The organism is Sphingomonas fuzhouensis, assembly GCF_034659795.1.
Classification (GTDB): Bacteria; Pseudomonadota; Alphaproteobacteria; order Sphingomonadales; family Sphingomonadaceae; genus Sphingomonas; species Sphingomonas fuzhouensis.
The window spans coordinates 508,957-532,828 of the sequence record NZ_JAXSQY010000002.1 but is presented as its reverse complement, the minus strand read 5'-3'; the positions used below and the strand labels follow the sequence as shown (position 1 = coordinate 532,828).

Annotated in this window: 19 protein-coding genes and 1 tRNA gene; 5 read left to right on the top strand and 15 right to left on the bottom strand. The window is 66.9% G+C overall.

Annotation, left to right across the window (positions count from 1 at the left end; genetic code table 11):
- Positions 1-106 precede the first annotated feature (106 nt).
- The 9 genes from U1H82_RS06910 to rplU all read right to left on the bottom strand — a co-directional run bounded on the left by U1H82_RS06910 (position 107) and on the right by rplU (position 8,389).
- Entirely contained in the window at positions 107-2,020 is a 1,914-nt protein-coding gene (locus U1H82_RS06910) for an ATP-binding protein (RefSeq protein WP_322964427.1), read from the bottom strand.
- 75 nt (positions 2,021-2,095) lie between these two features.
- Positions 2,096-3,358 carry a serine palmitoyltransferase gene (gene spt / locus U1H82_RS06905; RefSeq protein ID WP_322964182.1) on the bottom strand — a complete coding sequence of 421 codons (1,263 nt, stop codon included), beginning with the start codon at positions 3,356-3,358 and terminating at the stop codon, positions 2,096-2,098.
- Between the two features lie 28 nt (positions 3,359-3,386).
- On the bottom strand, positions 3,387-3,632 hold the full coding sequence (locus tag U1H82_RS06900) for an acyl carrier protein (RefSeq protein ID WP_322964181.1): 246 nt from the start codon (positions 3,630-3,632) through the stop codon (positions 3,387-3,389).
- Between the two features lie 71 nt (positions 3,633-3,703).
- Entirely contained in the window at positions 3,704-4,600 is an 897-nt protein-coding gene (locus tag U1H82_RS06895) for an SDR family oxidoreductase (RefSeq protein WP_322964180.1), read from the bottom strand.
- Positions 4,597-5,697 carry a glutamate 5-kinase gene (gene proB, locus U1H82_RS06890; protein WP_322964179.1) on the bottom strand — a complete coding sequence of 367 codons (1,101 nt, stop codon included), beginning with the start codon at positions 5,695-5,697 and terminating at the stop codon, positions 4,597-4,599. Before proB ends, U1H82_RS06895 begins: the two co-directional genes overlap by 4 nt.
- A 178-nt stretch (positions 5,698-5,875) precedes the next feature.
- Positions 5,876-6,925 (bottom strand): GTPase ObgE, encoded by a 1,050-nt coding sequence (obgE, locus tag U1H82_RS06885; RefSeq protein WP_322964178.1) that lies wholly within the window; start codon positions 6,923-6,925, stop codon positions 5,876-5,878.
- Positions 6,926-7,049: 124 nt separating this feature from the next.
- Positions 7,050-7,598, bottom strand: coding sequence for a GNAT family N-acetyltransferase (locus U1H82_RS06880; protein WP_375339502.1), 549 nt, complete (start codon positions 7,596-7,598; stop codon positions 7,050-7,052).
- 181 nt (positions 7,599-7,779) lie between these two features.
- Positions 7,780-8,046, bottom strand: a complete 267-nt coding sequence (gene rpmA, locus U1H82_RS06875) for a 50S ribosomal protein L27 (RefSeq protein WP_230482215.1) — start codon at positions 8,044-8,046, stop codon at positions 7,780-7,782.
- Between the two features lie 43 nt (positions 8,047-8,089).
- Positions 8,090-8,389 (bottom strand): 50S ribosomal protein L21, encoded by a 300-nt coding sequence (rplU, locus tag U1H82_RS06870; RefSeq protein ID WP_007405484.1) that lies wholly within the window; start codon positions 8,387-8,389, stop codon positions 8,090-8,092.
- A gap of 308 nt (positions 8,390-8,697) precedes the next feature.
- On the opposite strand from rplU, the gene U1H82_RS06865 reads away from it, so the two are divergent.
- Entirely contained in the window at positions 8,698-11,301 is a 2,604-nt protein-coding gene (locus tag U1H82_RS06865) for a TonB-dependent receptor plug domain-containing protein (protein ID WP_322964176.1), read from the top strand.
- A 41-nt stretch (positions 11,302-11,342) separates the two neighbouring features.
- Here U1H82_RS06865 and hspQ read toward each other — a convergent pair whose 3' ends face one another.
- Complete coding sequence (gene hspQ / locus U1H82_RS06860) at positions 11,343-11,669, bottom strand: heat shock protein HspQ (protein ID WP_322964175.1); 327 nt, start codon at positions 11,667-11,669, stop codon at positions 11,343-11,345.
- Between the two features lie 182 nt (positions 11,670-11,851).
- On the opposite strand from hspQ, the gene U1H82_RS06855 reads away from it, so the two are divergent.
- A tRNA-Ser gene (locus U1H82_RS06855) sits at positions 11,852-11,941 on the top strand.
- A 255-nt stretch (positions 11,942-12,196) separates the two neighbouring features.
- On the opposite strand, the gene U1H82_RS06850 is transcribed toward U1H82_RS06855, so the two are convergent.
- The 3 genes from U1H82_RS06850 to U1H82_RS06840 all read right to left on the bottom strand — a co-directional run bounded on the left by U1H82_RS06850 (position 12,197) and on the right by U1H82_RS06840 (position 16,808).
- The gene (locus U1H82_RS06850; protein WP_322964174.1) at positions 12,197-12,931 is read right to left on the bottom strand and encodes an SDR family oxidoreductase; all 735 of its coding nucleotides are present in this window, start codon (positions 12,929-12,931) and stop codon (positions 12,197-12,199) included.
- A gap of 3 nt (positions 12,932-12,934) precedes the next feature.
- Positions 12,935-15,160, bottom strand: a complete 2,226-nt coding sequence (locus tag U1H82_RS06845; RefSeq protein WP_322964173.1) for a hypothetical protein — start codon at positions 15,158-15,160, stop codon at positions 12,935-12,937.
- Between the two features lie 88 nt (positions 15,161-15,248).
- A complete protein-coding gene (locus U1H82_RS06840) occupies positions 15,249-16,808 on the bottom strand; it encodes an MFS transporter (protein WP_322964172.1) in 1,560 nt (519 codons plus the stop codon).
- An 84-nt stretch (positions 16,809-16,892) separates the two neighbouring features.
- Here U1H82_RS06840 and U1H82_RS06835 point away from each other — a divergent pair, with 84 nt between their 5' ends.
- Genes U1H82_RS06835 through U1H82_RS06825 form a run of 3 tightly spaced genes read left to right on the top strand, consistent with a single transcriptional unit; the run spans position 16,893 to position 19,221 of the window.
- A complete protein-coding gene (locus tag U1H82_RS06835) occupies positions 16,893-17,951 on the top strand; it encodes a patatin-like phospholipase family protein (RefSeq protein ID WP_322964171.1) in 1,059 nt (352 codons plus the stop codon).
- Entirely contained in the window at positions 17,948-19,000 is a 1,053-nt protein-coding gene (locus U1H82_RS06830; protein WP_322964170.1) for a zinc-dependent alcohol dehydrogenase, read from the top strand. Before U1H82_RS06835 ends, U1H82_RS06830 begins: the two co-directional genes overlap by 4 nt.
- Positions 18,997-19,221, top strand: coding sequence for a hypothetical protein (locus tag U1H82_RS06825; protein ID WP_322964169.1), 225 nt, complete (start codon positions 18,997-18,999; stop codon positions 19,219-19,221). Before U1H82_RS06830 ends, U1H82_RS06825 begins: the two co-directional genes overlap by 4 nt.
- Positions 19,222-19,254: 33 nt before the next feature.
- On the opposite strand, the gene U1H82_RS06820 is transcribed toward U1H82_RS06825, so the two are convergent.
- Together U1H82_RS06820 and U1H82_RS06815 are read right to left on the bottom strand one after the other, a co-directional pair.
- On the bottom strand, positions 19,255-20,691 hold the full coding sequence (locus U1H82_RS06820; RefSeq protein ID WP_322964168.1) for an efflux transporter outer membrane subunit: 1,437 nt from the start codon (positions 20,689-20,691) through the stop codon (positions 19,255-19,257).
- A complete protein-coding gene (locus U1H82_RS06815; RefSeq protein WP_322964167.1) occupies positions 20,688-23,837 on the bottom strand; it encodes an efflux RND transporter permease subunit in 3,150 nt (1,049 codons plus the stop codon). Before U1H82_RS06815 ends, U1H82_RS06820 begins: the two co-directional genes overlap by 4 nt.
- Between the last annotated feature and the right edge of the window lie 35 nt (positions 23,838-23,872).

Genomic DNA, 23,872 nt, shown 5'->3' with positions numbered 1-23,872 from the left:
CGGGGGGACATCACTCGCGCGATAAAACGGCCATGGCTATACGGGGGTGGGCAGGGCGCGTCACCCCCCGTTTGTGGTTGGCGCGCAAGGGGATGGCCGTCGGCTCTTATGCCGCCGCGCAGACCGGGCCCTCCGCCCGCTTCAACGCTGCCGCGACCGCGCGTTCCAGGCCGACCAGGGTGAAGGGCTTGCGCAGCACCTCATGCCCCTCGAACCCCGTCGCCTGCGCCTCGCCCGCAAAGCCGGTGACGAACAGTACCGCCAGGTCGGGGTGGCGCGGGCGGATCGCGGCGATCAGCTCGGGCCCGGTCAGATGCGGCATCAGCACGTCGGACACGATCAGGCGAATCCCCGGATGCCGCGCCAGCAACCCTTCCGCCTCGCGCGGGTCGTTGCAGGCGATCGGATCGTGACCCAGCTCCTGAAGCGCGGCCAGCGTCGCCGCGAGCACGCGCGGATCATCCTCGACCAGCAGGATGCGCAGCGCATCGGTCGCCTCGGCTTCGGGGGCGGCCAGCGGGGTCTCCACCTCGGCGGCTGCGGCCGGGGCGATATGGCGCGGCAGATAGAGGTTGACGGTCGTGCCCCGGCCCGGCGCGCTGCGGATCGTGACATCGCCGCCCATCTGCCCGACCAGCCCGAAAATCTGGCTGAGCCCCAGGCCCGTGCCCTTGCCCGCGGGCTTGGTGGTGAAGAAGGGCTCGAACACGCGCTCGGCGACCTCGGGCGTCATCCCCGCGCCGGTGTCGGTGACCGACAGGATGATATAATCGCCCGCCCCCGCGCGCGGCAGGACATCGGCCTTCACCTGCGCCTCGGCGGTGCGGATGGTCAACTCGCCGCGACCCTCCATCGCGTCGCGGGCATTGACCGCCAGGTTCAGGATCGCATTCTCCATCTGGGTGCGATCGCCGAACAGCGTCCAGTCGGTCGTCCGGTCCTCGACCGTCACCTTCACCCCGTCGCCCAGCGTCCGGTCGAGCAGGTCGCGCATCCCCTCCACCAATTGACGCGGGGCCAGCGTTTCGGGGGTCAGCGCCTCCTCGCGGCTGAACATCAACAACCGGCGGGTCAGCGCGGCGGCGCGGTGGGCGCCCTCGGTCGCGCTCTCCAGATGGCGCAGCCGGTCCTCATGCGCCTCGGTCCGGCGCGCCAGTTCCAGCCCGCCCAGCACGACCGCCAGCATGTTGTTGAAGTCATGCGCGATGCCGCCGGTCAGCTGGCCCAGCGCGTCCATCTTCTGCGCCTGGCGCAGCTTGGCTTCCTGGACCTTCAGCTCCTCGGTCGCGGCCTCGACCGCGCTCGCCAGTTCCTCGGCGCGCGCGCGCTCGGCCCAGGCCTCGGCCCGCGCCTCGGCCCGCTCGCCCACCGTGCGGAAGATCAGCCAGGCAAGGCCGATGCCGCCCAGCACCAGCGCGATGCCGAACATCCCCAGTCCGCTCGCGATCCGGTTGGAATGGAGGATCGTCTCCTGCGCCGCCTCGGACCGCTGTTTCAGCAGCACCCGCTCGCCGTCGATCAGCCGGGGCAGCAGGGCGTTGATCGTCAGCAGCGCCCTGGCCTGCCGCGCCTGATAATAAAGGCCATAGGCCTGACGGTTGAGATGATAGGTGGTCGACAGGGCGATGGTCGACAATTCATGACCGCGCGTGTCATAGGCCTGGCGCAGCCGGTCGACGAGTTGTTGCTGCTGCCGGTCCTCGATCAGCCGGTCGAGCCGATCGAGCTGGGCACCCGCCAGCGTCCATTCGTCCTGATAGAGCTGGCCCAGCTTGTTGTCGCCGGAGATGACATAGCGGCCCAGCGACGCCTCGGACCGGGCGATCGTGCCTGCCAGGGTGCGGGCGGCGATCATCACGTCATAGCTGTGCGTCTGTCGCTCCAGCGCGCGGTCGCGTTCGCGATTGGCATGGCCCAGCGTCACGATCAGCATGGCGAGCGTCACCGCGCCTGCCACCGCCATCGCGATCAGTGCGAAGGTCTGCCACCGGCTGACCCCGCCAAGCTCGTCCTGCTCCATCACGGCCGCGACGCTATCCCCGACGATCCTATATTGCAAAGCCGCGCGCGGTTGCCGACACCGTCCGGTGCCCGATCAGCCGATGGCGGCGACCGCCTGGCCCGCGGCGCGGAACATGCCCAGCACGGTTTCCAGCTGCGCTTGCGTATGCTCGGCGCAGATCGAACAGCGCAGCAGATAGACGCCCGACGGAGTCGCGGGCGGGCGCGCCATGTTGACGTAGAGACCGCCGTCGAGCAGCGCCTGCCACATCATCACCGCCTGCTCCTGGTCCTCCAGGATCACCGCGACGACGGCGCTGTCGGGGGTTTCGGTGCCCAGCTTGAAGCCCATCGCCTTCAGCCCGCCGTGCAGCGCGCGGGCGTTCGACCACAGCCGCTCGCGCTTGTCATGCGCGGTCATCAGCTTGCGGATCGAGGTCGCGGCGGTCGCGACGACCGAGGGCGGCAGCGAGGCGGTGAAGATATACGGACGGCAGGCGAGGCGCACCGCCTCGAACTTCGGATGGTTGGACACCACGAAGCCCCCGACCGTGCCGACCGACTTGGAGAAGGTGCCGACGACGAAATCGACCTGGCCTTCCAACCCTTGCGCCTCGTACACGCCGCGCCCATTGGGGCCGAAAAAGCCCATCGAATGCGCCTCGTCGACCAGCACCATCGCGCCATGCTTCTTGGCGACGGCGACCATCTCCTTCAGCGGGGCGATGTCGCCCATCATCGAATAGACGCCCTCCAGCACGACCAGCTTGGCCGGCTCCTTGGGCAGGCGGCCGAGCCGCTTGTCGAGATCCTCAACCGAATTGTGGCGGAAGCGGACGATCTCGGCATTGCCCTGCTGGCAGCCGTCATAGATCGACGCATGGCTGTCGGCGTCAAGGATGACGTACTCGCCCTTGCCCGCCAGCGTCGAGATGATGCCGAGATTCGCCATATAGCCGGTCGAAAAAACGATCGCGCCGGTCGTGCCGTAGAATTCGCGCAGCGCCTGTTCGACTTCCATATGGTCATGGAAGGTGCCGTTGAGCATCCGGCTGCCATTGGTGCCCGAGCCGAACTTCTCCAGCGCATCCTTGCCCGCCGCAATGACGTCCGGGTCGAAGGTCATGCCCATATAGTTGTACGTGCCGAGCAGGATCGTGTCCTTGCCGCGGATCACCGCCTCGGTCGGCGACTTCACCTGTTCCATCACGATCGCGAAGGGATCGGTGACGCCGGAATCGAGCAGCGCCTGCCGCTCGGCGATCAGGCCGTCGAACTTGGAAAGCAGGTCGCGCTCGGGGGCAACCTCCTGCGCTTCGGCGGGCAGGGCGTGGGGCTGGGCAGCGGCTTCGGTCATGGGAGTGTCCGTCTCGGGCGCTTCAGGATCAGGCTTGCTTCAGCTTTTCGACCGCGTCGACCAGCTGGCCGACATTCTCGATTTCGGCCTGCATGTTCATCGTGATGATGATCTCGAACTCGTCCTCGATCGCGGCGACGAAATCCATCACGGTCAGGCTGTCCCACTCCAGATCGCCCTGGAAGGTCGTCGCCTCGGTCAACTCGACGCCCTTCTTGTTGAAGGGCGCGATCTGGGCCGCGACGGTGTCGAAAATGGCTTGGCGGTCGCTCATGATGATCCTTTCAGTCGGGCGCCCAGTGGCACCCAAATGCGGCGGCTTTTCGACCACCTGTATGTTCGCTGCTATAGCAAGCCGTTGGCGCGATACCACCGTGCCGTATCGGCCAATCCCTTGGCGAGCGGAATGGCGGGTTCCCATAGCGCCGGGTCGGGGCGCAGACCGGGGTCGGCGGTCCAGTCGGGGTGGCAGAGATAGCCGACCCGGTCGGGGGTCAGCTTCGCGCCCGGCCCTCGCAGTTTCCGGTCGATCTTCGCACCCAGGCGCAGCAGCGCCTTAGGCAGATGCAGCGTCATCACCCGTCGCCCGACCGCCGCGCCCATGGCGGCGGCGAGGTCGGCATGGGTCAGGACCTGTCCGTCATCCACCTCCAGCACCGTGCGGGGGCCATCGGTGGCGACGAGCGTGGTCAGCAGCCGCGCGAAATCCTCGACCGCGATCAGCGACAGCTTGCCCGGCGGCGGCATGAAGGCGAGGCCGAGTTTGGCGGTGCGGAACACGTCCAGCCACTCGGTATCGTGCGGGCCGTAAATGCCGCTCGGCCGGACGATGGTCCAGTCGAGGCCGCTTTGCGTCACCACATCCTCGGCCTGACGCTTGGACCAGCCATAGACGGATAGGTCGGGCTCGCGCGCCGATAGCGAGGAGACATGGACGAAGCGCCGGATACCCGCCGCCTTTGCTGCCTCGACCATCGCGCGGGTGCCGTCGATATTGCCCGCGACAAAGCCTTCGCGGTCTGGGGCGTTCACGACTCCGGCGATATGCAGCACCGCATCGGCACCCTCGACCAGGGTCGCCAGAGTCTCCGGCTTGCCGAGCGCGCCTGCGATCCAGGTGATCCCGGCGCGCGACGGCTGGGCACGCCGGGTGAGCGCGCGCAAGGTGAGGCCCGAAGCGGCGGCACGGTCCACCACCGCGCGACCGACGAAACCGGTCGCTCCCGTGACGGCAACAATCATAGCAGGGCCAGATGGTTGCGGTGGATCAGCGCGGCGCGGGGCGCATGGCCCAGGATCGCCGCCTGCTCGTCCGAGCGGGTGCCGATCAGCGCGCGCGCCTCGGTCGAATCATATTCGCTGAGGCCACGGGCGATGGTGCCGTCCGGCCCTTCGACCGTCACAAGATCGCCGCGCGCGAAATGCCCTTCCACCGCGGTCGCCCCCGCCGCCAGCAGGCTGCCGCCTTCCGTCAGCGCCTTGGCGGCACCTGCATCGACCTGGATCGCGCCGCGCGCGGTCAGGCCGCCCGCCAGCCATGCCTTGCGGGCCGGCGCGCTTTTTTCGGCGACGAACAGGGTATGGCGGGCCTCGGTCGACAGGGGATGGTCGATCCGACCCGATGCGATGGCGAGATGCGCGCCCGCGCTGACCGCGATCCGCGCGGCGGCGATCTTCGACACCATGCCGCCCGAGCCCATGCCCGAGGCGGAGCCGCCATCGGCCATGCCGCTGACCGCATCGATTCGCTCGACCCGCTCGATATGGCGCGCAGCCGGATTGGTATGCGGGTTGCTGTCGTACAGCCCGTCCACGTCGGAGAGCAGCAGCACGCCGTTCGCCCCCGCCGCCTGGCCCACCCGCGCGGCGAGCCGGTCATTGTCGCCGAAGCGGATTTCTTCGGTCGCGACGCTGTCATTCTCGTTGATGACCGGCACCACGCCCAGCCCCAGCAACCGGTTCAGCGTGGCGGCCGCATTCAGGTAACGGCGGCGATCCTCCAGATCGTCGAGCGTCACCAGCATCTGCGCGGCGGTCAGCCCTTGCGCGTGCAGCAGCTCCGCCCAGGCCTGGCTAAGCGCGATCTGGCCGGTCGCGGCGGCGGCCTGTGCGTCCTCCAGGCTGGCGCGGCCGCCCTTGGGTAGTCCGAGTCGGCGCGCGCCCAGTGCGATCGCGCCTGAGGAGACGATCGCGATCTGCTGACCTTGCTTCACCCGCGCCGCGATGTCGGCGACCAGCCCGGTCAGCCAGTCGCGACGCACCTCGCCCTCGGGCGTGACGAGCAGCGCGGAACCGACCTTGACGATCAGGCGCTGGCAGGTGGTGGGGGGGAAGATCATTATACGGTCGAGCGCCACGATTGTCGGTCTCTGCGAGGCTCTTTTCCCTCCCCCGACCCCTCCCGTTTACGGGAGGGGAGAAGAAGAAGCGAACGGCACGCCAAGTATCGCTCCCCTCCCGCAGGCGGGAGGGGATGGGGGAGGGCAGGGTGTCTCACCGAGCCCACCGCCAGACGCATCACGCCAGCGGCGACCACGTAATCTCGTCCTCGCCCTGGTCATTCTCCGGCACCGAATCCGGCCCCGGCCCGATCTGCTCGAGCAGCTTGTCGAGTACCCAGTCGACACCCGTGCCCGCCGCGCCCGATAGCGGGATGACGTCCGCGCCGCTCGCCTCGGCCAGTTCGGCCGATAGCGCCTCGATCAATTCGTCGTCGAGCGTGTCGATCTTGTTGAGTGCGATGACATGCGGCTTGTCGATCAGGCCGCCGCCATAGGCCTCCAATTCGTCACGGACGATCCGATAGCTTTCGGCGACATCCTCGTCATTGGCGTCGACCAGATGCAGCAGCACGCGGCACCGCTCGATATGCCCCAGGAACCGGTCGCCGATCCCGGCGCCGTCCGCCGCGCCCTCGATCAGGCCGGGAATGTCGGCGACCACGAACTCGCGCTGGTGATGCCGTACCACGCCCAGCTGCGGCCGGGTGGTGGTGAAGGCATAGGCGCCGACCTTGGCCTGCGCATTGGTCACCGCGTTGATGAAGGTCGACTTGCCCGCATTGGGCAGGCCCACCAGCCCTGCATCGGCGAGTAGCTTGAGGCGCAGCCAGACCCAGGCCTCTTCGCTGGGCCAGCCGGTGCCGTGCTGGCGCGGGGCGCGGTTGGTCGAGGTCTTGTAGGTGGCATTGCCGCGCCCGCCGTCACCGCCGCGCAGGAACACCTCGCGCTGGCCGACCTTGGTGAAGTCGAGCAGCACCTCGTCCTTGTCCTCGGACAGGACCTGGGTGCCGACCGGCACCTTGATGACCAGATCGTCGCCGCCGGCGCCGGTGCGGTTCGATCCCGAACCGCCATGCCCGCGCTGCGCCCGGAAATGCTGGGTGTAGCGGAAGTCGATCAGCGTGTTCAGCCCCGCGACCGCCTCGAAGATGATGTCGCCGCCCTTGCCGCCATTGCCGCCGTCGGGGCCGCCATATTCGATATACTTCTCGCGCCGAAAGGAAACGGCGCCGGGGCCGCCCGCGCCGGAGCGGACGAAGATCTTGGCCTGATCGAGAAAATGCATGGTGCCGCCTTTACCGCTCACCGCGCCGACTGACCAGCCCGGCCTTTTGTTGCCGGGGCGATCGGGGAGGGGGCGTGGCCTTGGCGCATCGAAGGCCACGTCCCCTCCGGACGCCAAGCATCCCTCACGCCGCCAAGGGCATCGCGCGATTTCGCTCGTCCACCAGGTCCAGCGCATAATGGATGCTGGGCGACAGCCCCTCACGCCCGGCCGAGGCGCGCGCCATATGCTGGCCGGTCGGACGAAAGCCGAGCTTGGTCAGGACGTGGCCCGAGGCCGGGTTGTCGGCAAAATGCCACGCGCCAAGCCGCGTGATGGGCAGCGCATGTCGGGCCATGGCGACGACCGCGTGCCCCGCCTCGGTCGCATAGCCGCGCCCCCAGGCCGAAGGCGTCAACCAATAGCCAAGCTCATGGCCGGTATCGCCCGCGATGATCGCGATTCCCCCGATCAGCTCCGGCGCACCGCCCCGGTCGAGCGCGGTGATGAGGAAGCGCGGCTCGGTCGCGCTGCACGGCTGGGCCAGCCAATGCTCGGCATCGGCCTGGGCATAGGGGTAAGGGACACGCGCCGCCATGCGGGCGATCGATTCATGCCCGATGGCCTGCGCCAGGGGGGCGGCATCTTCCGGCCAGGCGGGCCGTAACAACAATCTGGGGGTCCGCGCGAACATCACTCGACAACTCCTCGTCGCGTCGGGCGCCTGCCACGTGCCCATGACGGGACGGAGACAGAAGCCCTTGGCGGTGGAGGGAGCATGAAAAAAGGGAGCCGGGGTGACCCGTCTCCCTTTTTTGCTGGTTCCTGCGCGGAACCCGGGTCACCCTGGTGGGCAACCCGGCGCGGTTGCCCGATTATTCGGCCGCTGCGGCCAGTTCGACCGAGCAGAATTTACGGCCGAGCTTGCCTTCGTGGAACGCGACGCGGCCATCGACGAGCGCGAACAGGGTATGGTCCTTGCCCATGCCCACGTTGCGACCCGGATAGAACTTCGTCCCGCGCTGACGCACGAGGATGTTGCCGGCGACGGCTTCCTGGCCGCCGAACTTCTTCACGCCAAGGCGACGGCCGGCCGAATCACGACCGTTGCGCGACGAACCGCCTGCTTTCTTATGTGCCATTGCGAACTACTCCTGGATTTCGTTGAGGTGGCGCGGCTGAAATTCAGGCGCCGACCGACACGATCTTCAGGATCGTGTGCTGCTGACGATGGCCGTTGCGACGACGATAGTTGTGGCGACGACGCTTCTTGAAGACGATGACCTTGTCGGCCTTCGCCTGAGCGATGATTTCGGCGGCGACCGTGATGCCGTCGACGGCCTTCAGCTCCGAGCCTTCGCCCGCCAGCAGAACGTCACCCAGCGTCACCGACGCGCCGGCTTCGCCCTCGATCTTCTCGACGACGATCTTATCTCCGGCGGCGACGCGATACTGCTTGCCGCCCGTGCGCACGACTGCGAACATGGCTCTTGTCACTTCCCAAATGCATGGCTCCCGCGCGGGAATGCCCGTCGGGAAAGAAAGGTCAGCTAGGCAAAGGTGGCCGGATTGTCAACCAAGGATTCCATGTTTTCGCCGCGGCTGCCCGCGCGAACGGGTGGCGAGGCGATATCGTCGCCTTGGTCCCATTCCGGCAATGTTGCGTCGCAGCAACAATCGCATGACAAAATCATGAATCGATTGAAATGGGAATTGTCGGTGCGGGATCGCGACATATTGTGACGCTCGGCGGGCGGCATGATGACCGCCCGGTATCAAAAAGGGGGAATTTGATGCGCGCACGTCACGCCACGCTATGGCTCGTCTCCGTCTCGGGGCTGTGCCTGGCCCTTCCAGCCGGAGCGCAGGTCGCCGCACCGACGCAAGGCTCTGCCCAGGAGGAGGGCAGCGAGTCGCAGGACACGATCGTCGTAACCGGCAGCCGGATTCCCGGACGCACCATCGCCGACAGCCCGGTGCCGGTCGACGTGATCGGCGGCGAACAGCTGACCCAGGGCGGCTATACCGAGACGAGCCGTCTGCTGAACCAGCTGGTGCCCTCGTTCAACTTCCCGCAGCCGTCGCTGACCGACGGCACCGACTCGCTTCGTCCCGCGACGCTGCGCGGGCTGGCGCCGGACCAGACGCTGGTCCTCGTCAACGGCAAGCGGCGGCATCAGGCGGCGTTGCTCAACCTCAACGGCTCGGTCGGGCGCGGGTCGGGTGCCGTCGACCTGAACGAGATCATTCCGATCGCCATCGACCGGATCGAGATTCTGCGCGACGGCGCGTCCTCACTCTACGGATCGGACGCGATTGCGGGCGTCATCAATATCCAGCTGTCCAAGCGGCAAGGCGTGCGCGGCTCGGTCACCTATGGCCAATATCGCACCAGCATGGCCGGGGTGAAGGATGTGCTGGGCGTCCAGACCGATGCGGCGGGCAATCCGGTGATCGCGGTGTCGGGGGGCAACAACCGCGCCAACGACATATTGGGCCTCAACTATTCGCAAGACGACCGGGTGCGGCATGACGGCGACACGCTGACGCTCGCCTCGTCGATCGGCCTGCCGATGGGGGATGACGGCTATTTCGTCGTCTCGACCCAGTTTCGCGACCGCGATCCCACCCAGCGTTCGGGTGCGGACCCCCGTCGCCAATATTTTCCGGGCGATCCGCGCGAGTTGACCATCAACCGCTTCAACCATGGTTATGGCGACGGCAAGACGCGCGACATGAACCTGTTCGTCAACGCGGGGACCAAGGTCGCGGGGCGGTTCGACCTCTATACCTTTGGTTCCTACGGCATTCGCGACGGGCTGGGCGCGGGCTATTTCCGACGGCCCAACGACCCGCGCAATCGCGACTGGTCGGCGTCGACCACGAGCTTCGTCCCCTATTATCCCAACGGCTTCCTGCCGTTCATCGGCGCCGAGATCGAGGATTTCTCCGGCGCGGTCGGGGTAAAGGGCGATATCGCCGATGGCTGGGCCGCCGATCTGTCGGTCGTCCATGGCAGCAACACGCTCAACTATACGGTGCTCAACAGCTTCAACACCTCGCTCGGCCAGGCGAGCCCGCGCAACTTCCAGGCCGGTGGGCTCCGTTCCGGCCAGACGGTGGTCAATCTGGACGTCACCCACCCGTTCGACGTCAGCTTCGTCAACAAGCTCGGTCTCGCGCTGGGCGGCGAATATCGCCGCGAGCATTTCCGCATCCGCGCGGGTGATCCGGCCAGCTATGCCAATGGCCCGTTCGTGGCGAACGGCGCGCCGGGCGGGGCGCAGGTCTTCCCCGGCTTTCGCCCCGAGAACCAGGTCGATGTCTCGCGCAGCAGCTATGCGGGCTATGTCGAACTCGATGCCGAGGTCACGGACGCGCTGTCGGTCCAGGCGGCGGGCCGGTACGAACATTATTCGGACTTTGGCGACACGGTGAACGGCAAGCTGGCCGGACGCCTGCAACTCTTCCCCGGCGTGGCGGTGCGCGGCAGCATCTCGACCGGCTTCCGCGCGCCGAGCCTGGCCCAGCAATATTTCAGCACCACCTCGACCAACAATGTATCAGGCACACTGATCGACATTCTGACGGTGCCGGTGTCCAACCCGGTGGCCGTGGCGCTGGGGTCCAAGCCGCTCCAGCCCGAAAAGGCGACCAATTTCGGCGGCGGCCTGACCTTCGATCCGATTCCCGGCTTCAACGTGACGGCCGATTATTACCAGATTCGCATCCGCGACCGGATCGTGCTGACCGAGAATCTGCAAGGGGCGGCGGTCAATGCGCTGCTGGCGTCGCAGGGAATCACCGGGGTCAGCTCGGCGCGCTTCTTCGTCAACGGCGTCGATACCAAGACGCAAGGCGTGGACGTGGTCGCCACCTATCGCGTGCCCGATTTCGGTGCGGGACAACTGCGCCTGACCGCCGGGTTCAACTATAACGAGCAATCGATCACCCGGCGCGCGTCGCTGCCTTCGCTGCCGGGGCTTATCCTGTTCGGCCGCGCCGAAAGCTATCGCCTGACCAAGGGGCAGCCGCGCAGCAAGATCAACATGGGTGCGGATTACGATATCGGCCGGGTGTCGGCGACGATCCGGACCAACCGCTATGGCTCGGTCTTCTCGCCGGGCACCTCCACCGACCTGTCGGTCGCGCCGGGTGCGGGGGCGGCCGACTTCTATCTTCAGCCCAAATGGATCACCGATGCCGAAATCCGGGTGAAGCCCATCCCCGCGCTGGAACTGGCGGTCGGGGCGGACAATATCTTCGACATCTATCCCACCCGCTCCCCGGCGGGCGGCGCGTTCGGCAGCAACAATTATTTCCTGCCTTATTCCAACCTGTCGCCCTTCGGCTTCAACGGCCGGTTCCTTTATGCGCGGGCGTCGGTCGGCTTCTGACGATGTGGGGCGGCCGGGGCCCGAGGACCCGGCCGCCGCGATCAATGCCGGTGTTCGCGTTTCAGCAGATAACGGCCATCGGCATAGCCGGTGAACAGGCCGGAGATCGCCGGATGCTCGATCGGCTCGTCGCTGTCGTCGTGCAGCAGGTTCTGCTGGCTGACATAGGCGACATAGCTCGACTCGGCATTCTCGGCGAGCAGATGGTAGAAGGGCTGGTCCTTGGCAGGGCGGATCTGCTCCGGAATCGCGTCATACCATTCGTCGCTGTTGGCGAAGACGGGATCGACGTCGAAGACGACACCGCGAATGTCGAACATGCGGTGGCGCACCACGTCCCCGATCGCAAACCGCGCGGTTGCGATCATGGGCGCCTCCACGTCCAGGCGCGAGGTGAGGGGGAGGGTGTCGATCGGGTCCATGAGTCCGATTTAATGTCTTTGTCGCGTCGCACAAGTTTAGGCGCTTGCAATACGCAAAAAGCTGATCTAGGAGCGCGCCTCCAATCGATCAGCCCCATGCGGTCCCAGACCGCTCGGATCGTCCTCGCGGAGAGGTGGCAGAGTGGTCGAATGCACCGCACTCGAAATGCGGCGTGCCGGCAACGGTACCGAGGGTTCGAATCCCTCCCTCTCCGCCAGATATCGTTGATTTTACAGGGTAAAATCCAAAACGAAGATCTTGTGCTCCCATCCGTGCCGCCGTGCAGCCTTGGGCACATCCAATGTCATGAGCTGTTCCTCCATTCCGCCTATCCGGCCACGGTCACGGACCCGGTGTTTCTGGGGCCGGACAGCTATCGGTTCGCCAGGCTGATCATCGGGCTGATTGCCGGGCTTACCGCGATGGTGGCGGTCTGTATGGCACGGCTCAAGCCGAAGGGACTATGAGCGCCTCAGGCCGTTTTCTGGATCAACGGCTCGATCCGCAGGTTGACGATATCGCAATTGGCCGAGCGGCTGAGGACGAACAGGATGGCGTCGGCGACATCCTCGGCGGGCAGCATCCGGCCTTCCGCGACGGCGGCCTGCTTCTCTTCCGCGCTGCATTCTTGCATTTCGGTATCGACCGATCCGGGCTGGATCACGCTGACCCGGATGCGTTTGTCAGCGACCTCCTTGCGCAGCGTCTCGGCAAAGGCCTGGATGCCCGCCTTGGTCGCGGCATAGACGCTTTCGCCCGCCGCCTTGATCTCGGTGCTGATCGACCCGACGAACAGCAGATGGCCGCCGCCTTGCTCCTGCATGCGCAGGATCGCGGCGCGGGCGCAGGCGAGATAGCCGGTCAGATTGGCGTCGACGACATAGCGCCAGTCGTCGTCCGCCATCTCATGGATCGGCTGCGCGCCGAGCGCCGCACAGGCGACCAGCATGTCGATGCCCCCCAGCCGGTCGTCGACGGCGGCGAATACCCGGTCGATGCCCTCGCGCGCCGCGGCATCCTCGACGATCCCGATCACGTCGCCGTCGATCTCGGCCAGCGCCGCATCGAGCGCATCCTGATGCCGCCCGAAGGTCAGGATGCGCGCGCCCTCGTTCGCCAGCGCCTTCAGCGCGGCACGGCCGATACCGGTGGTGCCCCCGGTCAGCAGGATGCGGCGGCCGGACAACATGGTGGGGTTCTTGGTCATCGGTTACTCCCAGGTCAGGATCAGGCGACCTTGCGCGGGCACGCAGTAATCGACCCGGTCGGCGCTGACGGCATCGGGGGCGATCGTTTCGCCGCTGGCGGTGGTGACGCGGCTGTCGGTCAGCGTGCGTCGCTTCAATCGGACGAGGCGCAGCCAGGCGGTGCGCGTCTCCCCCCCGTCGAGCACGATCGACAGCGCATGGTCGCCGATCCGCTCGACCGCGCGGACCAGCATGTCGCAATAGAGGTGGAAGGGCGCGCCCTCCACGGGGTGGAAGGCACTGGTGGCGAAGATGAACGCCGCACCCGCGCCGTACACCTCCTGTCCCACCTGCCCGGCGGGCTGGCCATCGGGATAAAGATCCTCCAGCGGGAAGGAGAGGGTCTTGTCGATATGGCCATTGGCCTCGCGCTGTTCCTCGGCGATCGCTTCGGGGGGCAGCGCGTCGGGATAATAATACCAGGCGCGCGACAGGGCATGGCGGCAATATTCGCCGATCAGCATCCGCGCCTCGGGATCGAGGTCGGGGCCGCCATCGTCCAGATAGCGCTCGAACGCGACATAGCTGTCGAAACATTCGTACATCGCCATATAGGGCGCGTCCTGGAGACAGGTGACCGCCAGGAACGTCTCGTAATGCGCGGCATGGCCGATCCGGCTGTCCCACAGCACGGCGTTGTGCAGGAAGCTGGCCAGATAGACATAGCTCTGCTCGCGATAGACATCGCGATTGGTGATCCGCCACAGCCTCATGCAGGCGGCGGCACCCCAGGCGGTCAGATTGGCCTGATAGTTGAGGTTGAAGCCCAGCCCGATGGCGGCGTCGATCGCGGCGCGCGCTTCGTCGAGATAGGTCTTGTCATCGGTCAGCTCGAACGCCTGGAGCATGACCCAGGCATAGATGCCGCCGACATCGGTCTGCCCGCGCCCGTCGACGGGGGCTTCCTCGGTAATGACCGAGAAGTCGGTGACGTCATATTCGATCGGCCAGCGATAGTCGAAATGCCGCGCGACCCGCACGCCATAGTCGATCGCCTTCAGGAACAGCGTTCGTGCGTCGTCATCGCCGTCCAGCGCCAGCGTGCCGAGGTTCAGCAGCGGGTGATAGAGATACCAGCTGTCGACCGCATCGGCCGTCTTGTCCTTGCCGACATTGGGCAGATAGCGGCGAAACGTGCCCAGCTTTTCGTCGAAGAAGCGCGGCAGCCCCGCCTTGAACGCCGCTTCCAGGGGATGCGGCTCGCCCCGCCAATCGCCCCATCGGTGGAGCGCGGCGACGACGGACATCTGCACCATGATGTCGGGATATTCCGCACCGGTATAGGGATGGACATAGCGATGACCGTAATGGCGTATCGTCGCATCGGGCGCTTCGTCCAGATCGCGCGCGGCCTGTTCGGCGCGGTCGATCCAGTCGCGATAGGCGACCGGTGGCGGATCGAGCAGGTCATAGGCGCTGCCCAGCATCTGCACGAACTGGCGCGCGGACTCGCGTTCGTGCGGAGGGGCGCGGTGGCGGAAGACCAGGATCGTGTCGGACAGCGTGACACTCTCTCCCGCCGGCAGGGCGACCTTGGCGGGATCGGCGTCGGCATCGGGGATCGGCAGCGCATAGCCCAGTTCGGGCCAGCTACCCGCCACCGCCTCGCGCGGAACCGTGCCCGTCACACGGAAATAGTCGTTCGAAGCGGTGAAATTCTGAATGTAGAGGACATTGCCGAAGGCGGGCGCCTCGATGCGGAAATAGAGAAGACCGGTATTCAGCCCGCGCTGCGACGCCTCGACCACCCCTTGCGCGCGCAACGGATCGTCGTTCGCACCAAAGGGATAGAGGTCGCGCGGGGCGGGGGGCAGGACGATCGGCCGGGCCGGGGTGAAACGCGTCACGATGCGGAGCCGCTCCACCGCCAGGCGGTCGGCGAGGCAGGACAGGATATGCTCGCCCATGGCGCTGGTCAGCCGAAGCCGGGCGACCTCTCCCTCCTCGGGCGGCAAGACCGCGCAGTCGAAGCTGGTCGGCAGGAAGGCGGCTCGTACTGCCAAACCTCCGGCGCTGCCTTGGCGCCGAACGATCGCGAACACCGATGTCGTCGTTCGGTGTAGTCCGATCATCAGGTCGCCGACCGTGAACGCGACCAGCGGGGCGGGTTCGCGGCGCAGCAGGTCGCGCAGGTCGAGCAGATGGGGACTGATCGCGGGCGGCGCTTCGGCCGTCGCTGTTCGGGCCATGGCACAACTCCGAAAAGGGGACGGTGGTTATGGCTAACTTCCTCAGAAAGAACGGAGTTCCGGGCAAATGGCGGTCCGCTAAACTGGGTCAGTGCATTCGTCCCGCCCGTGCCGCCTGGGCGCGTTTCAGCCGGATGCGGGTGCGGGCATCGCGAAGCAATGCGCTGGGCAGATCGGTCGCCGCGCGCAGGCCCGCGACCGAGGATATGTTGCGGATGCTGCGCCGCGTCTCGTTCAGCACCTGCCCGACCATGGCCCGCCGCTCGATCTCGCCCTGCTCGCGCACCAGCGACAGGCGGTGAATGGCATAGACGCCGATCAGCCCGGCCAGCAGGAAGTAGAAGTCCCAGGCGGTCAGCACGATCGGCAGGGTGAAGATGCCGTTGGGGCTGCGCCACCGCGCCACCAACTCGAACTGGCGTGCGGCGAAGAATTGCGCGAGCAAGCCGCCGAGGATCGGCGCGATCCCGGCCGCGATGGCGGTGGTCATCGCATTGGCCGCGACATAGGCGGTGGCGGACCCCTTGGGCGACAGCTTCAGCGCGATATTGGTGCTGGCCAGCGTCACGCCCGCGATGGTCGCGCCCATGAGCAGGTGCAGCCCGATCAGCCATAGCTTCACCGCCTCCCGGTCGCCCAGCTGCGATGCGCCGATCATCGCGACGATCGCCAGGATATAGGCGGGGGCGCACACGGCCAGCACCGACTTGTTGGCGAACCGGTCGCTGAGCCGCCCCCAGAGGCGCAGCGCCAGGATGTTGGCGACCTGGCTGGCGACGCTGAGCAGCAGCACGAAGCTGACCGCGAAATGCAGCTGGCGGACGATGAAGACGGTGAAGAAGGGCGTCGCGAGGTTGATCGCGAACTGCCAGCTGGCCACGAAGACCAGCAACCGGCGGAAATTGGGGTCGCCCAGCGGCTGGGCCAGCAAGGCGCGTAATTTGATCGGGCCGGGGGCGGGCGGCATCAGCGGCTCCGGCATCATCGCGACGATCCGCGCGCTGATCAGCCCGGTGATGCAGCCGGTGGCGAACATCGCCGCGAACACCATGTCCCGCGCGGATGATCCTGCGGGCGTCCAGTCGAGTGCCAGTGCGGCGACCAGCCCCAGGATCAGGCTGATCGCGGTCAGCCAGACCGTCCGCCGGGCAAAGACGTCGCCCAGCCGATCGTCGGGCGCGAGATCACGCATCCAGGTGTTCCAGGCGCATCCGCCGACCGCGCCCAGTCCACAGAGCAGCATCTGCGCGCCCAGGAAGATCAGCAGCGCGGTCGTCCCGCTGGAAAAGGCGAGCACCGCCATGACCGCCAACATCGTCCGCCCAACCAGGCTGGACAGGACCGCGATCCGCTTGCGCCGCCGCCATCGCTCGACCAGCTGGATGGCGGGCAGTTGCAGCAACTGCGCGAGGAACGGCATCGCGGCGAGGATGCCGACCATCGCGTTCGACGCCCCTAGATGCAGGGCGAAGGCGGTCAGGATCACGCCGCTGGTCAGCGCGGCCGCGCCGCCCGAAAACCCCGCCTCGACGACGAGCAGCCGCAAGCCGCGTTCGCGGTCGGCGGTGGTCAGTTCGGCTTGCGGGTTCAGGGGCATGGGTATCGGGGCAACGCCGCGCCCGCGGCACGGGTTGCTGTCGACAACCATCCGGGCTGATCTATATCATTGAGTTTTCAGGATATTGAATCAGGCAACACGCCACCATCCCGGCGTTCGCGGGTTTGTCGATCCATGACGCTGCCCTTGCCGCCCGATCTCTGCATTGCCCTGGTCCTGGCTGGGGGTAGTGCGCTGGGCGCCTATCAGGCCGGGGTCTATGAGGCCCTGCATGGGGCCGGTATCTCACCCGACTGGGTTGTCGGCACCTCGGCGGGCGCGATCAACGGCGCAATCATTGCGGGCAGCGCCCCGGCCGACCGCCTGTCGCGGCTGACCGACCTGTGGCGGCCTGAATGGACGGGCGCCATCGCCGCCTCGGCATGGGATGATATGATCGAGAGCTGGCGGCGCAGCGGCGAGGTCATCGCGACGCTGTTCGGCGGGCGGCGGGGCCTTTTCGCGCCGCTGGGCACCGCCCTGGCCGCGCGCGACACGCCCGCGCTTTATGACACGACACCGCTGGCGCATACGCTGGCCCGCCTCGTCGATTTCGACCGGCTCAATGACGGCGCGGTCCGCTACATGGTGCAGGCCGTTGCGCTCGATACCGGCGAGGAGGTCGTGTTCGACAACGCGCGTCACCCGGTTATGCCCGACCATATCCGCGCAAGCTGCGCCATGCCGCCTGCCTTTCCTCCGGTCGCGATTGACGGCGCGCGCTATGTCGATGGCGGGGTGTCCGCCAATCTGCCGCTCGACCCCGTGCTGGCCCAGCCGGGTGACGCGCCGCTGCTGTGCATCGCGGTCGACCTGTTGCCATTGGCTGGCCCCCGTGCGCCGACGCTTGGCGGCCTGATCAGCCGGACCCAGGATCTGGTCTTCGCCGCCCAGTCGCGTCGGACCCTTGCGCGCTGGCAGGGTCAATATGCCACCGCCCCCGACATGGTGGAGGCATCGGTCACGCTGGTGCAGCTGCGCTATACCGAGCAGCAGGACGAAGTTGCGGGCAAGGCGCTGGATTTCTCGCCTCGCTCGGTGCGGGCGCGGTGGGATGCGGGCCTGCGCGACGGCCGCGCGCTGACCGAGGCGCTGGCGGAGGGCGCGATTCCGCTTGGGGGCAGGGGCCTGACATCCACCATCATCGCGGCCGGGCGGGAGCCGCTCGCCGCCCATTCTGGAGCCATGCCATGAAAGCCGCGCGCAAGACCGCCGATGGCCGTTTCGAGATCACCGATGTCGAGGAACCCGGCCTGCCCGCCGACGACTGGGTGAAGGTGCGGGTGCGGATGGCGGGCATCTGTGGCACCGACCTGCGCCATTGGGAAAAGGCGGAGGAGGAGCTGCACTGCTGCATCATGGGCCATGAGCTGGCGGGCGAGGTGGTCGAGATCGGCCCGGCGGTCACGCGTGTCGCGATCGGCGACCGGGTGCTGGTCGAATCCGTCCTCGGCTGCGGCCACTGCGAATGGTGTCGGGTGCAGCAATATAATCGCTGCCCCGATCTCTATCCCACCCGCCGCGCCAGCGTCTCGCGCGCCTATGCCGAATATGTCATCGGGCCGCAGCACAAGTTCCACCGCCTGCCGGACAGCGTGGGGTTCGACGACGCCGCGCTGCTCGACACCTATGCCGTGGCGTTGCATGCCCATCATCTGTCCGGCCTGACCATCGGGTCGCGCGTGGCGATCATCGGGGCGGGACCGATCGGGCTGGGCCAGCTGATGCTCGCCAAGGCCAGCGGCGCGACGGTGACGATCATCGACAAGATGCCGCACGCTCTCGCATTGGCGGCGCGGCTGGGCGCCGACCGCACCGTCCATTCCGATGACGAGAACCCTCAGGATGTGGTGCTTGGTCTAACCGACGATCGAGGCGCCGATATCGTGTTCGAATGCGCGGGTGGAGAGTCCATGCCCGAGACATTGCCGCTGGCCACGCAACTGGTGCGGCGCGGCGGAAAGGTCATCATCGTCGGCGGCTTCGATGCCGGCGCGATCGCCATCCCGCTGGAGTGGCAACGAATCCAGATGTCCGAGATCACCCTGATCCCCAGCGCGAGCTTCGCCTTTCACGACATCCATGCCGAACAGGTCGAGGTGCTCGACCTGGTGACGCGCGGGCTGCTCAAGACGCAGGAACTGATTACCCATCGCTTACCCCTCGACCGGATCAACGAGGCGTTCGAGGTGGCGCAGGATCGTGGCCGGACGGGCGCGATATTCGTCGGCCTAACCCTATGAGCGCCCTCGACACCCGCACCCAGCAGGCGATGAGCGCCGCCCTTGCAAATCTCTCCAAGAACCGGACGACGATCACCATTGCCCACCGACTCTCCACCGTGCGTTCGGCGGACCTGATCGTCGTGATGCAGCAGGGTGTTGTGGTGGAATCCGGCACCCATGACGCGCTGATCGCAAAGGACGGAGCCTATACCGCCTTGCTCCATCCCGATCGGGCATGAGGCCGCACGATAGCAGGTCGCCTCTGGTCGACGTCATTTCGTGTCGATCGAATAGCCCCCGCCGAGCGCCTGGAAGAGAGCAACGGTATCGGACAGTCGCAAGGCGTGGGCCGCGATCAGTTCGGCCTGAGCATCGGCGCTGGCGGCGGCTGCGTTCATGGCCTCCAATGTTCCCGATGCGCCAAGTCGTACCTGCTGTGACACAAGCTGCAGGCTATGCTCGGCCGCGTCGTTGGCGATGGTCGCGGTGCGCACGGCCTCGCCGTCCTGTCGGACCGCGAACAGGGCGTCGGAGGTGTCGACCAGCGCCGCCAGGACCACGGTGCGATATTGCGCCTTGGTGGCGTCGAACGCCGCCTGTGCGTCGTCCTGCTGGCGTCGCAGCGCGCCGCCGCGAAAGAGGGGCTGGCTGAGCCCGCCGACGATCGTCCAGAATGGATTGCCGCCAGCGAACATCCGGCCGAATTCGATCGCCCGCCCGCCGACATTGCCGCTGAGCGTGATCGACGGCAGCCGTGCGGCGATGGCGACGCCGACATCGGCGCTCGCCGCATGGAGCTGGGCCTGAGCGGCCAGGATGTCGGGGCGCTTTCGCACCAGTTCGGATGGCAGGCTAAGCGGCAGATCGGCGGGCAGGCGCAGTGCATCGAGCGGGATACGCGGCTGGGCGACCGCACCCGGCTCGCGGCCCAACAACGTGTCGAGCAAGGCCTGCTCATGCGCCTCCGCCTTATAGAGCGGGGGCAGCGCGCCTTCCGCCCGCGCGAGTGCGGTGCGCTGCGCCTCGATCTCGGCCAGGCCGATATCCCCCAGGGCATGGCGGCGGCGAAACATGTCGAGCAGCTGGCGGCGAAGCGCCGCCGAGCGGCGTGCGGCGTCGATCCGGTCGCGGATGGACGCGAGCCGGATGATGCCGAGCGCGGTGTTGGTGGCGACGGTCAATCGCGCCGCCGCCAGTCGATGCGCCTGCACCTCTGCCGTAGCGCGCGCGGATTCGCCGCGCCGTCGCAGGCCGCCGAACAAGTCGAGTGGATAGGCGATCGAAAGCTGGGTCGTGCTCAAAGAGTAGAGGTATCGCTTGTCATCGGCCAGGACGCCGGACAGGGAACGCGATGTGCGGGTCTTTTCCCCCTGAATGCCCAGGTCCAACGATGGCAGGCGCGCGGCCTCCGCGACGGACGTCTGCGCCTGTGCCTGTCGCAGCCTAGCTTCGGCGGTGGCGATGTCGGTGTTGGCCCGCAGGGCTTCGTCGACCAGCATGTCGAGGGCGGGATTGCCGAATGCCGTCCACCAGCGTTGCGGCACATGGGCCCCCGGCACCCGCTGGGATGCGGTCACTGGGCTGCCCCCCGCCTCGGCCAGCGGATAGCCCTTGCTTTCCGGCGGTGCGGGGGCGTGGAAGCTTGGGCCGACCGTCGCACAGGCACCGAGCGGCAGGATCAGCAGCGACAGGAGCGTAACGCGGATCATATCAGGAGGATGTCCGACTGGGGGGATGCCGCCGCACGGCGTCCGCGCGGGGAAAAGATGTCGATCAGGACCGGCAGTACGAGCAGGATCAGGATGGGAGCCAGCATCATTCCGCCAACCACGACCAGCGCGAGCGGCTTCTGCACCTGGCTGCCGATGCCGGTCGACATGGCGGCGGGCAGCAGGCCGATCGCCGCGACGATGCACGTCATCATCACCGGCCGCAGGCTCGTCTCACAGGCATGGGCGAGGGCTGCGGCGCGCTCCATGCCCTCATCGACGGCCTGATTGAATGCGGTCAGCACGATGATCCCGTCCATCGCCGAGATACCGAGCAGCGCGACAAAGCCGATCGCCGCCGAGATGCTGAAGGGCGTACCCGTCACCGCCAGCGTCAGTACGCCGCCGATCAGCGCCATCGGCATGACAGAGGCGGCCAGCAGCATGTCGATCGCCGATCCGAAATTGACGAACAGCAGCAGCAGGATCAGCGCCAGGCTGACCGGCACGACGACCTTCAACCGGGCAACGGCGCTGTCGAGATTGCCCATCTCGCCCGCCCATTCGACATGATAGCCGGGCGGCAGCGTCACCTCGGTGGCCACGCGACGCTGGGCCTCGGCGACGGTGCTGCCCAGATCACGTCCACGCACCGCGAACTTGACGGGGATGTAGCGCTCCTGATGCTGGCGATAGATGAAGGACGCGCCCGAGGTGAGGCGGATGTCGGCCAGTTCGGACAGCGGCACCTGGCGCAGGCCGCCGCCCGGTGCGGGCGCGCCCACGGTGATCCGGCGGATGCTCTCCAGCCCGTCACGCTGTTCGGGTTTCAGTCGGACGACGATGGGGAAGTTGCGATCGGTCGTTCGCTCGTACAGGCGACCGACCTCCTGCCCGCCGACCGCGGCGCGGACGACATCGTTCACATCGTCGGTATCGAGGCCATAACGCGCGGCGCGGTCGCGATCGACGTCGATCCGGACGGTCGGCTGGCCGAGCAACGGGAAAGCGCCCAGATCGGCGACGCCCTCCACCTTGGCCAGCACGTCGCGGACCCGATTGCCCAACCGCTGTAGCGTCGGAAGGTCGGGACCGAACAGCTTGACCGCATTGGCCCCCTTCACCCCGGACGAGGATTCGCTGACATTGTCCTCGATATATTGCGAGAACGAGAACTCGACGCCGGGGAAGCGGTCGGTCAGCGCCTTGCTCATCCGCCGGGTCAGTTCCTCCTTGCTGATAGGCTGGGGCCAGTCGGCGGCGGGCTTCAGCGGCGCAAAATATTCGACATTGGAAAAGCCCGACGGGTCGGTGCCGTCGTCGGGGCGGCCCTGGTGCGACACCACCGTCTCCACCGCGCCGAACCCGTGGATCGTACGGCGGATGTCGTTGACGACATGCTGCCCCTCCGCGATCGAGATCGAGGAGGGCAGGCTGGCGCGAATCCACATATTGCCTTCCTCGAGATGCGGCAGGAACTCGACACCCAGCGACCGCACGCCCAGCCCCGCACCGACGAACAGCAACAGCGCCATGCCAAGCGTCAGCACCCGGTTGGCGAGGGCGAAGCCGATCGCCGGGCGGTAAAGGCGACGGAGCCACTGCACCACGCGGGTTTCGACCTCGGACAGGCGTTCGGGCAGCAGGATCGCCGCGAGGACCGGCGACACGGTGAAGGTCGCGATCAGGCCGCCGATGATGGCATAGGCGTAGGTCTTGGCCATCGGACCGAAGATATGGCCTTCGACGCCTGACAGGGTGAACAGCGGGATGAAGCTGGCGATGATGATGGCGGCTGCGAAGAAGATGCCGCGATTGACCTCGCCCGCCGCCGCCTGGATGGTGTCCAACCGGCTGCGTCGCATGAACCTTATCTGGTTCGCACCTGCGGCGTGCGATCGTTCGGCGAGGCGGCGATAGATATTCTCGACCATGATCACGGTCGCATCGACGATCAGTCCGAAATCGAGTGCGCCGACCGACAGCAGGTTGGCGCTCTCACCCTGCGCGATCAGGATGAGGACGGCAAAGGACAGGGCAAAGGGGATCGTCACCGCCACGATCACGGCGGAGCGGAGATTGCCGAGGAACAGCCACTGGATCACGAAGATCAGCAGCATCCCCTCGATCATGTTATGGACCACGGTGCGCGTGGTCAGCGCGATCAGGCCGGAGCGGTCATAGATACGCTCCAGCGAGACACCGAGCGGCAGCGCGCCGGAGGCATTGATTTCCGCCACCTTCGCCTTGACCGCCGCGATCGTCGGGGTCGATTGCGCGCCGCGATGCATCAGCACAATGCCCTGGACGATGTCGTCATCGGCATCCTGCCCTGAAATGCCGGTGCGCGGGACATGGCCGACCCGGACGCTGGCGACGTCGCGCACCATCACCGGCACGCCATTGCGGTCGCCGACCAGCACCGCGCCGACCTGTTCGGGCGTATGGATCAGGCCGATGCCGCGGACGATCGCCGATTGGGGGCCGAAATCGATAGTTTGCGCGCCGACATTGGCGTTGCTCTTGCCTAGTGCCGCCAGCACCTGCTGCACCGTCATGCCGTTGGCGACCAGCCGGTCGTTGTCGATCACCACTTCATAGGTGCGGGTCTTGCCGCCCCAGCTAATGACGTCGATCACACCGGGCACCGACTTCATCCGCCGCTCGACCACCCAGTCCTGCACCGTCTTCAGGTCCATCACCGAATAGCCCGGCGGCCCCTTGACGCGATAGCGGAAGACGTCGCCGATCGGCGAGGTGGGCGAGATGACGGGCTTGGCCCCATAGGGTAGGGCCGACATCTGCGACAGGCGGTTGATGATCCGCTGCTGCGCCTCGTCATAGCTGAAGTCGTAGCTGAACTGGACGCGGATGTCGGACAGACCGAACAGCGTCGAGGCGCGGATGGCGGTGACATGCGGGATACCCGCCAGCTGCACCTCGATCGGGATCGTGATGTTGCGTTCGATCTCCTCGGCCGACAGGCCGGGGCTCTGGGTCACGATCTCGACCATCGGCGGCACGGGGTCGGGATAAGCCTCGATATTCAGCTTGCTGAACGCGACGCTCCCTGCGCCGAGCAGCGCGATCAGCAGGATGACGATAAGGGTGCGCTGGTGCAGCGCGAAGGCGACGATGCGGTTCATGCGGCTTTCGCTGGCGGGAGGATGACGCGAGGAGG

Bases quoted from the DNA above. Each gene is read 5' to 3' on its own strand.
- U1H82_RS06830 (WP_322964170.1), top strand. From the start codon at position 17,948: ATGAAAGCCGCGCGCAAGACCGCCGATGGCCGTTTCGAGATCACCGAT.
- U1H82_RS06835 (WP_322964171.1), top strand. From the start codon at position 16,893: ATGACGCTGCCCTTGCCGCCCGATCTCTGCATTGCCCTGGTCCTGGCT.
- U1H82_RS06850 (WP_322964174.1), bottom strand. From the start codon at position 12,931: ATGACCAAGAACCCCACCATGTTGTCCGGCCGCCGCATCCTGCTGACC.
- U1H82_RS06895 (WP_322964180.1), bottom strand. From the start codon at position 4,600: ATGATTGTTGCCGTCACGGGAGCGACCGGTTTCGTCGGTCGCGCGGTG.
- U1H82_RS06865 (WP_322964176.1), top strand. From the start codon at position 8,698: ATGCGCGCACGTCACGCCACGCTATGGCTCGTCTCCGTCTCGGGGCTG.
- U1H82_RS06815 (WP_322964167.1), bottom strand. From the start codon at position 23,837: ATGAACCGCATCGTCGCCTTCGCGCTGCACCAGCGCACCCTTATCGTC.
- rpmA (WP_230482215.1), bottom strand. From the start codon at position 8,046: ATGGCACATAAGAAAGCAGGCGGTTCGTCGCGCAACGGTCGTGATTCG.
- U1H82_RS06845 (WP_322964173.1), bottom strand. From the start codon at position 15,160: ATGGCCCGAACAGCGACGGCCGAAGCGCCGCCCGCGATCAGTCCCCAT.
- rplU (WP_007405484.1), bottom strand. From the start codon at position 8,389: ATGTTCGCAGTCGTGCGCACGGGCGGCAAGCAGTATCGCGTCGCCGCC.
- U1H82_RS06820 (WP_322964168.1), bottom strand. From the start codon at position 20,691: ATGATCCGCGTTACGCTCCTGTCGCTGCTGATCCTGCCGCTCGGTGCC.
- U1H82_RS06840 (WP_322964172.1), bottom strand. From the start codon at position 16,808: ATGGTTGTCGACAGCAACCCGTGCCGCGGGCGCGGCGTTGCCCCGATA.
- U1H82_RS06880 (WP_375339502.1), bottom strand. From the start codon at position 7,598: ATGTTCGCGCGGACCCCCAGATTGTTGTTACGGCCCGCCTGGCCGGAA.
- spt (WP_322964182.1), bottom strand. From the start codon at position 3,358: ATGACCGAAGCCGCTGCCCAGCCCCACGCCCTGCCCGCCGAAGCGCAG.
- proB (WP_322964179.1), bottom strand. From the start codon at position 5,697: ATGATCTTCCCCCCCACCACCTGCCAGCGCCTGATCGTCAAGGTCGGT.
- U1H82_RS06825 (WP_322964169.1), top strand. From the start codon at position 18,997: ATGAGCGCCCTCGACACCCGCACCCAGCAGGCGATGAGCGCCGCCCTT.
- hspQ (WP_322964175.1), bottom strand. From the start codon at position 11,669: ATGATCGCAACCGCGCGGTTTGCGATCGGGGACGTGGTGCGCCACCGC.
- U1H82_RS06900 (WP_322964181.1), bottom strand. From the start codon at position 3,632: ATGAGCGACCGCCAAGCCATTTTCGACACCGTCGCGGCCCAGATCGCG.
- obgE (WP_322964178.1), bottom strand. From the start codon at position 6,925: ATGCATTTTCTCGATCAGGCCAAGATCTTCGTCCGCTCCGGCGCGGGC.
- U1H82_RS06910 (WP_322964427.1), bottom strand. From the start codon at position 2,020: ATGGAGCAGGACGAGCTTGGCGGGGTCAGCCGGTGGCAGACCTTCGCA.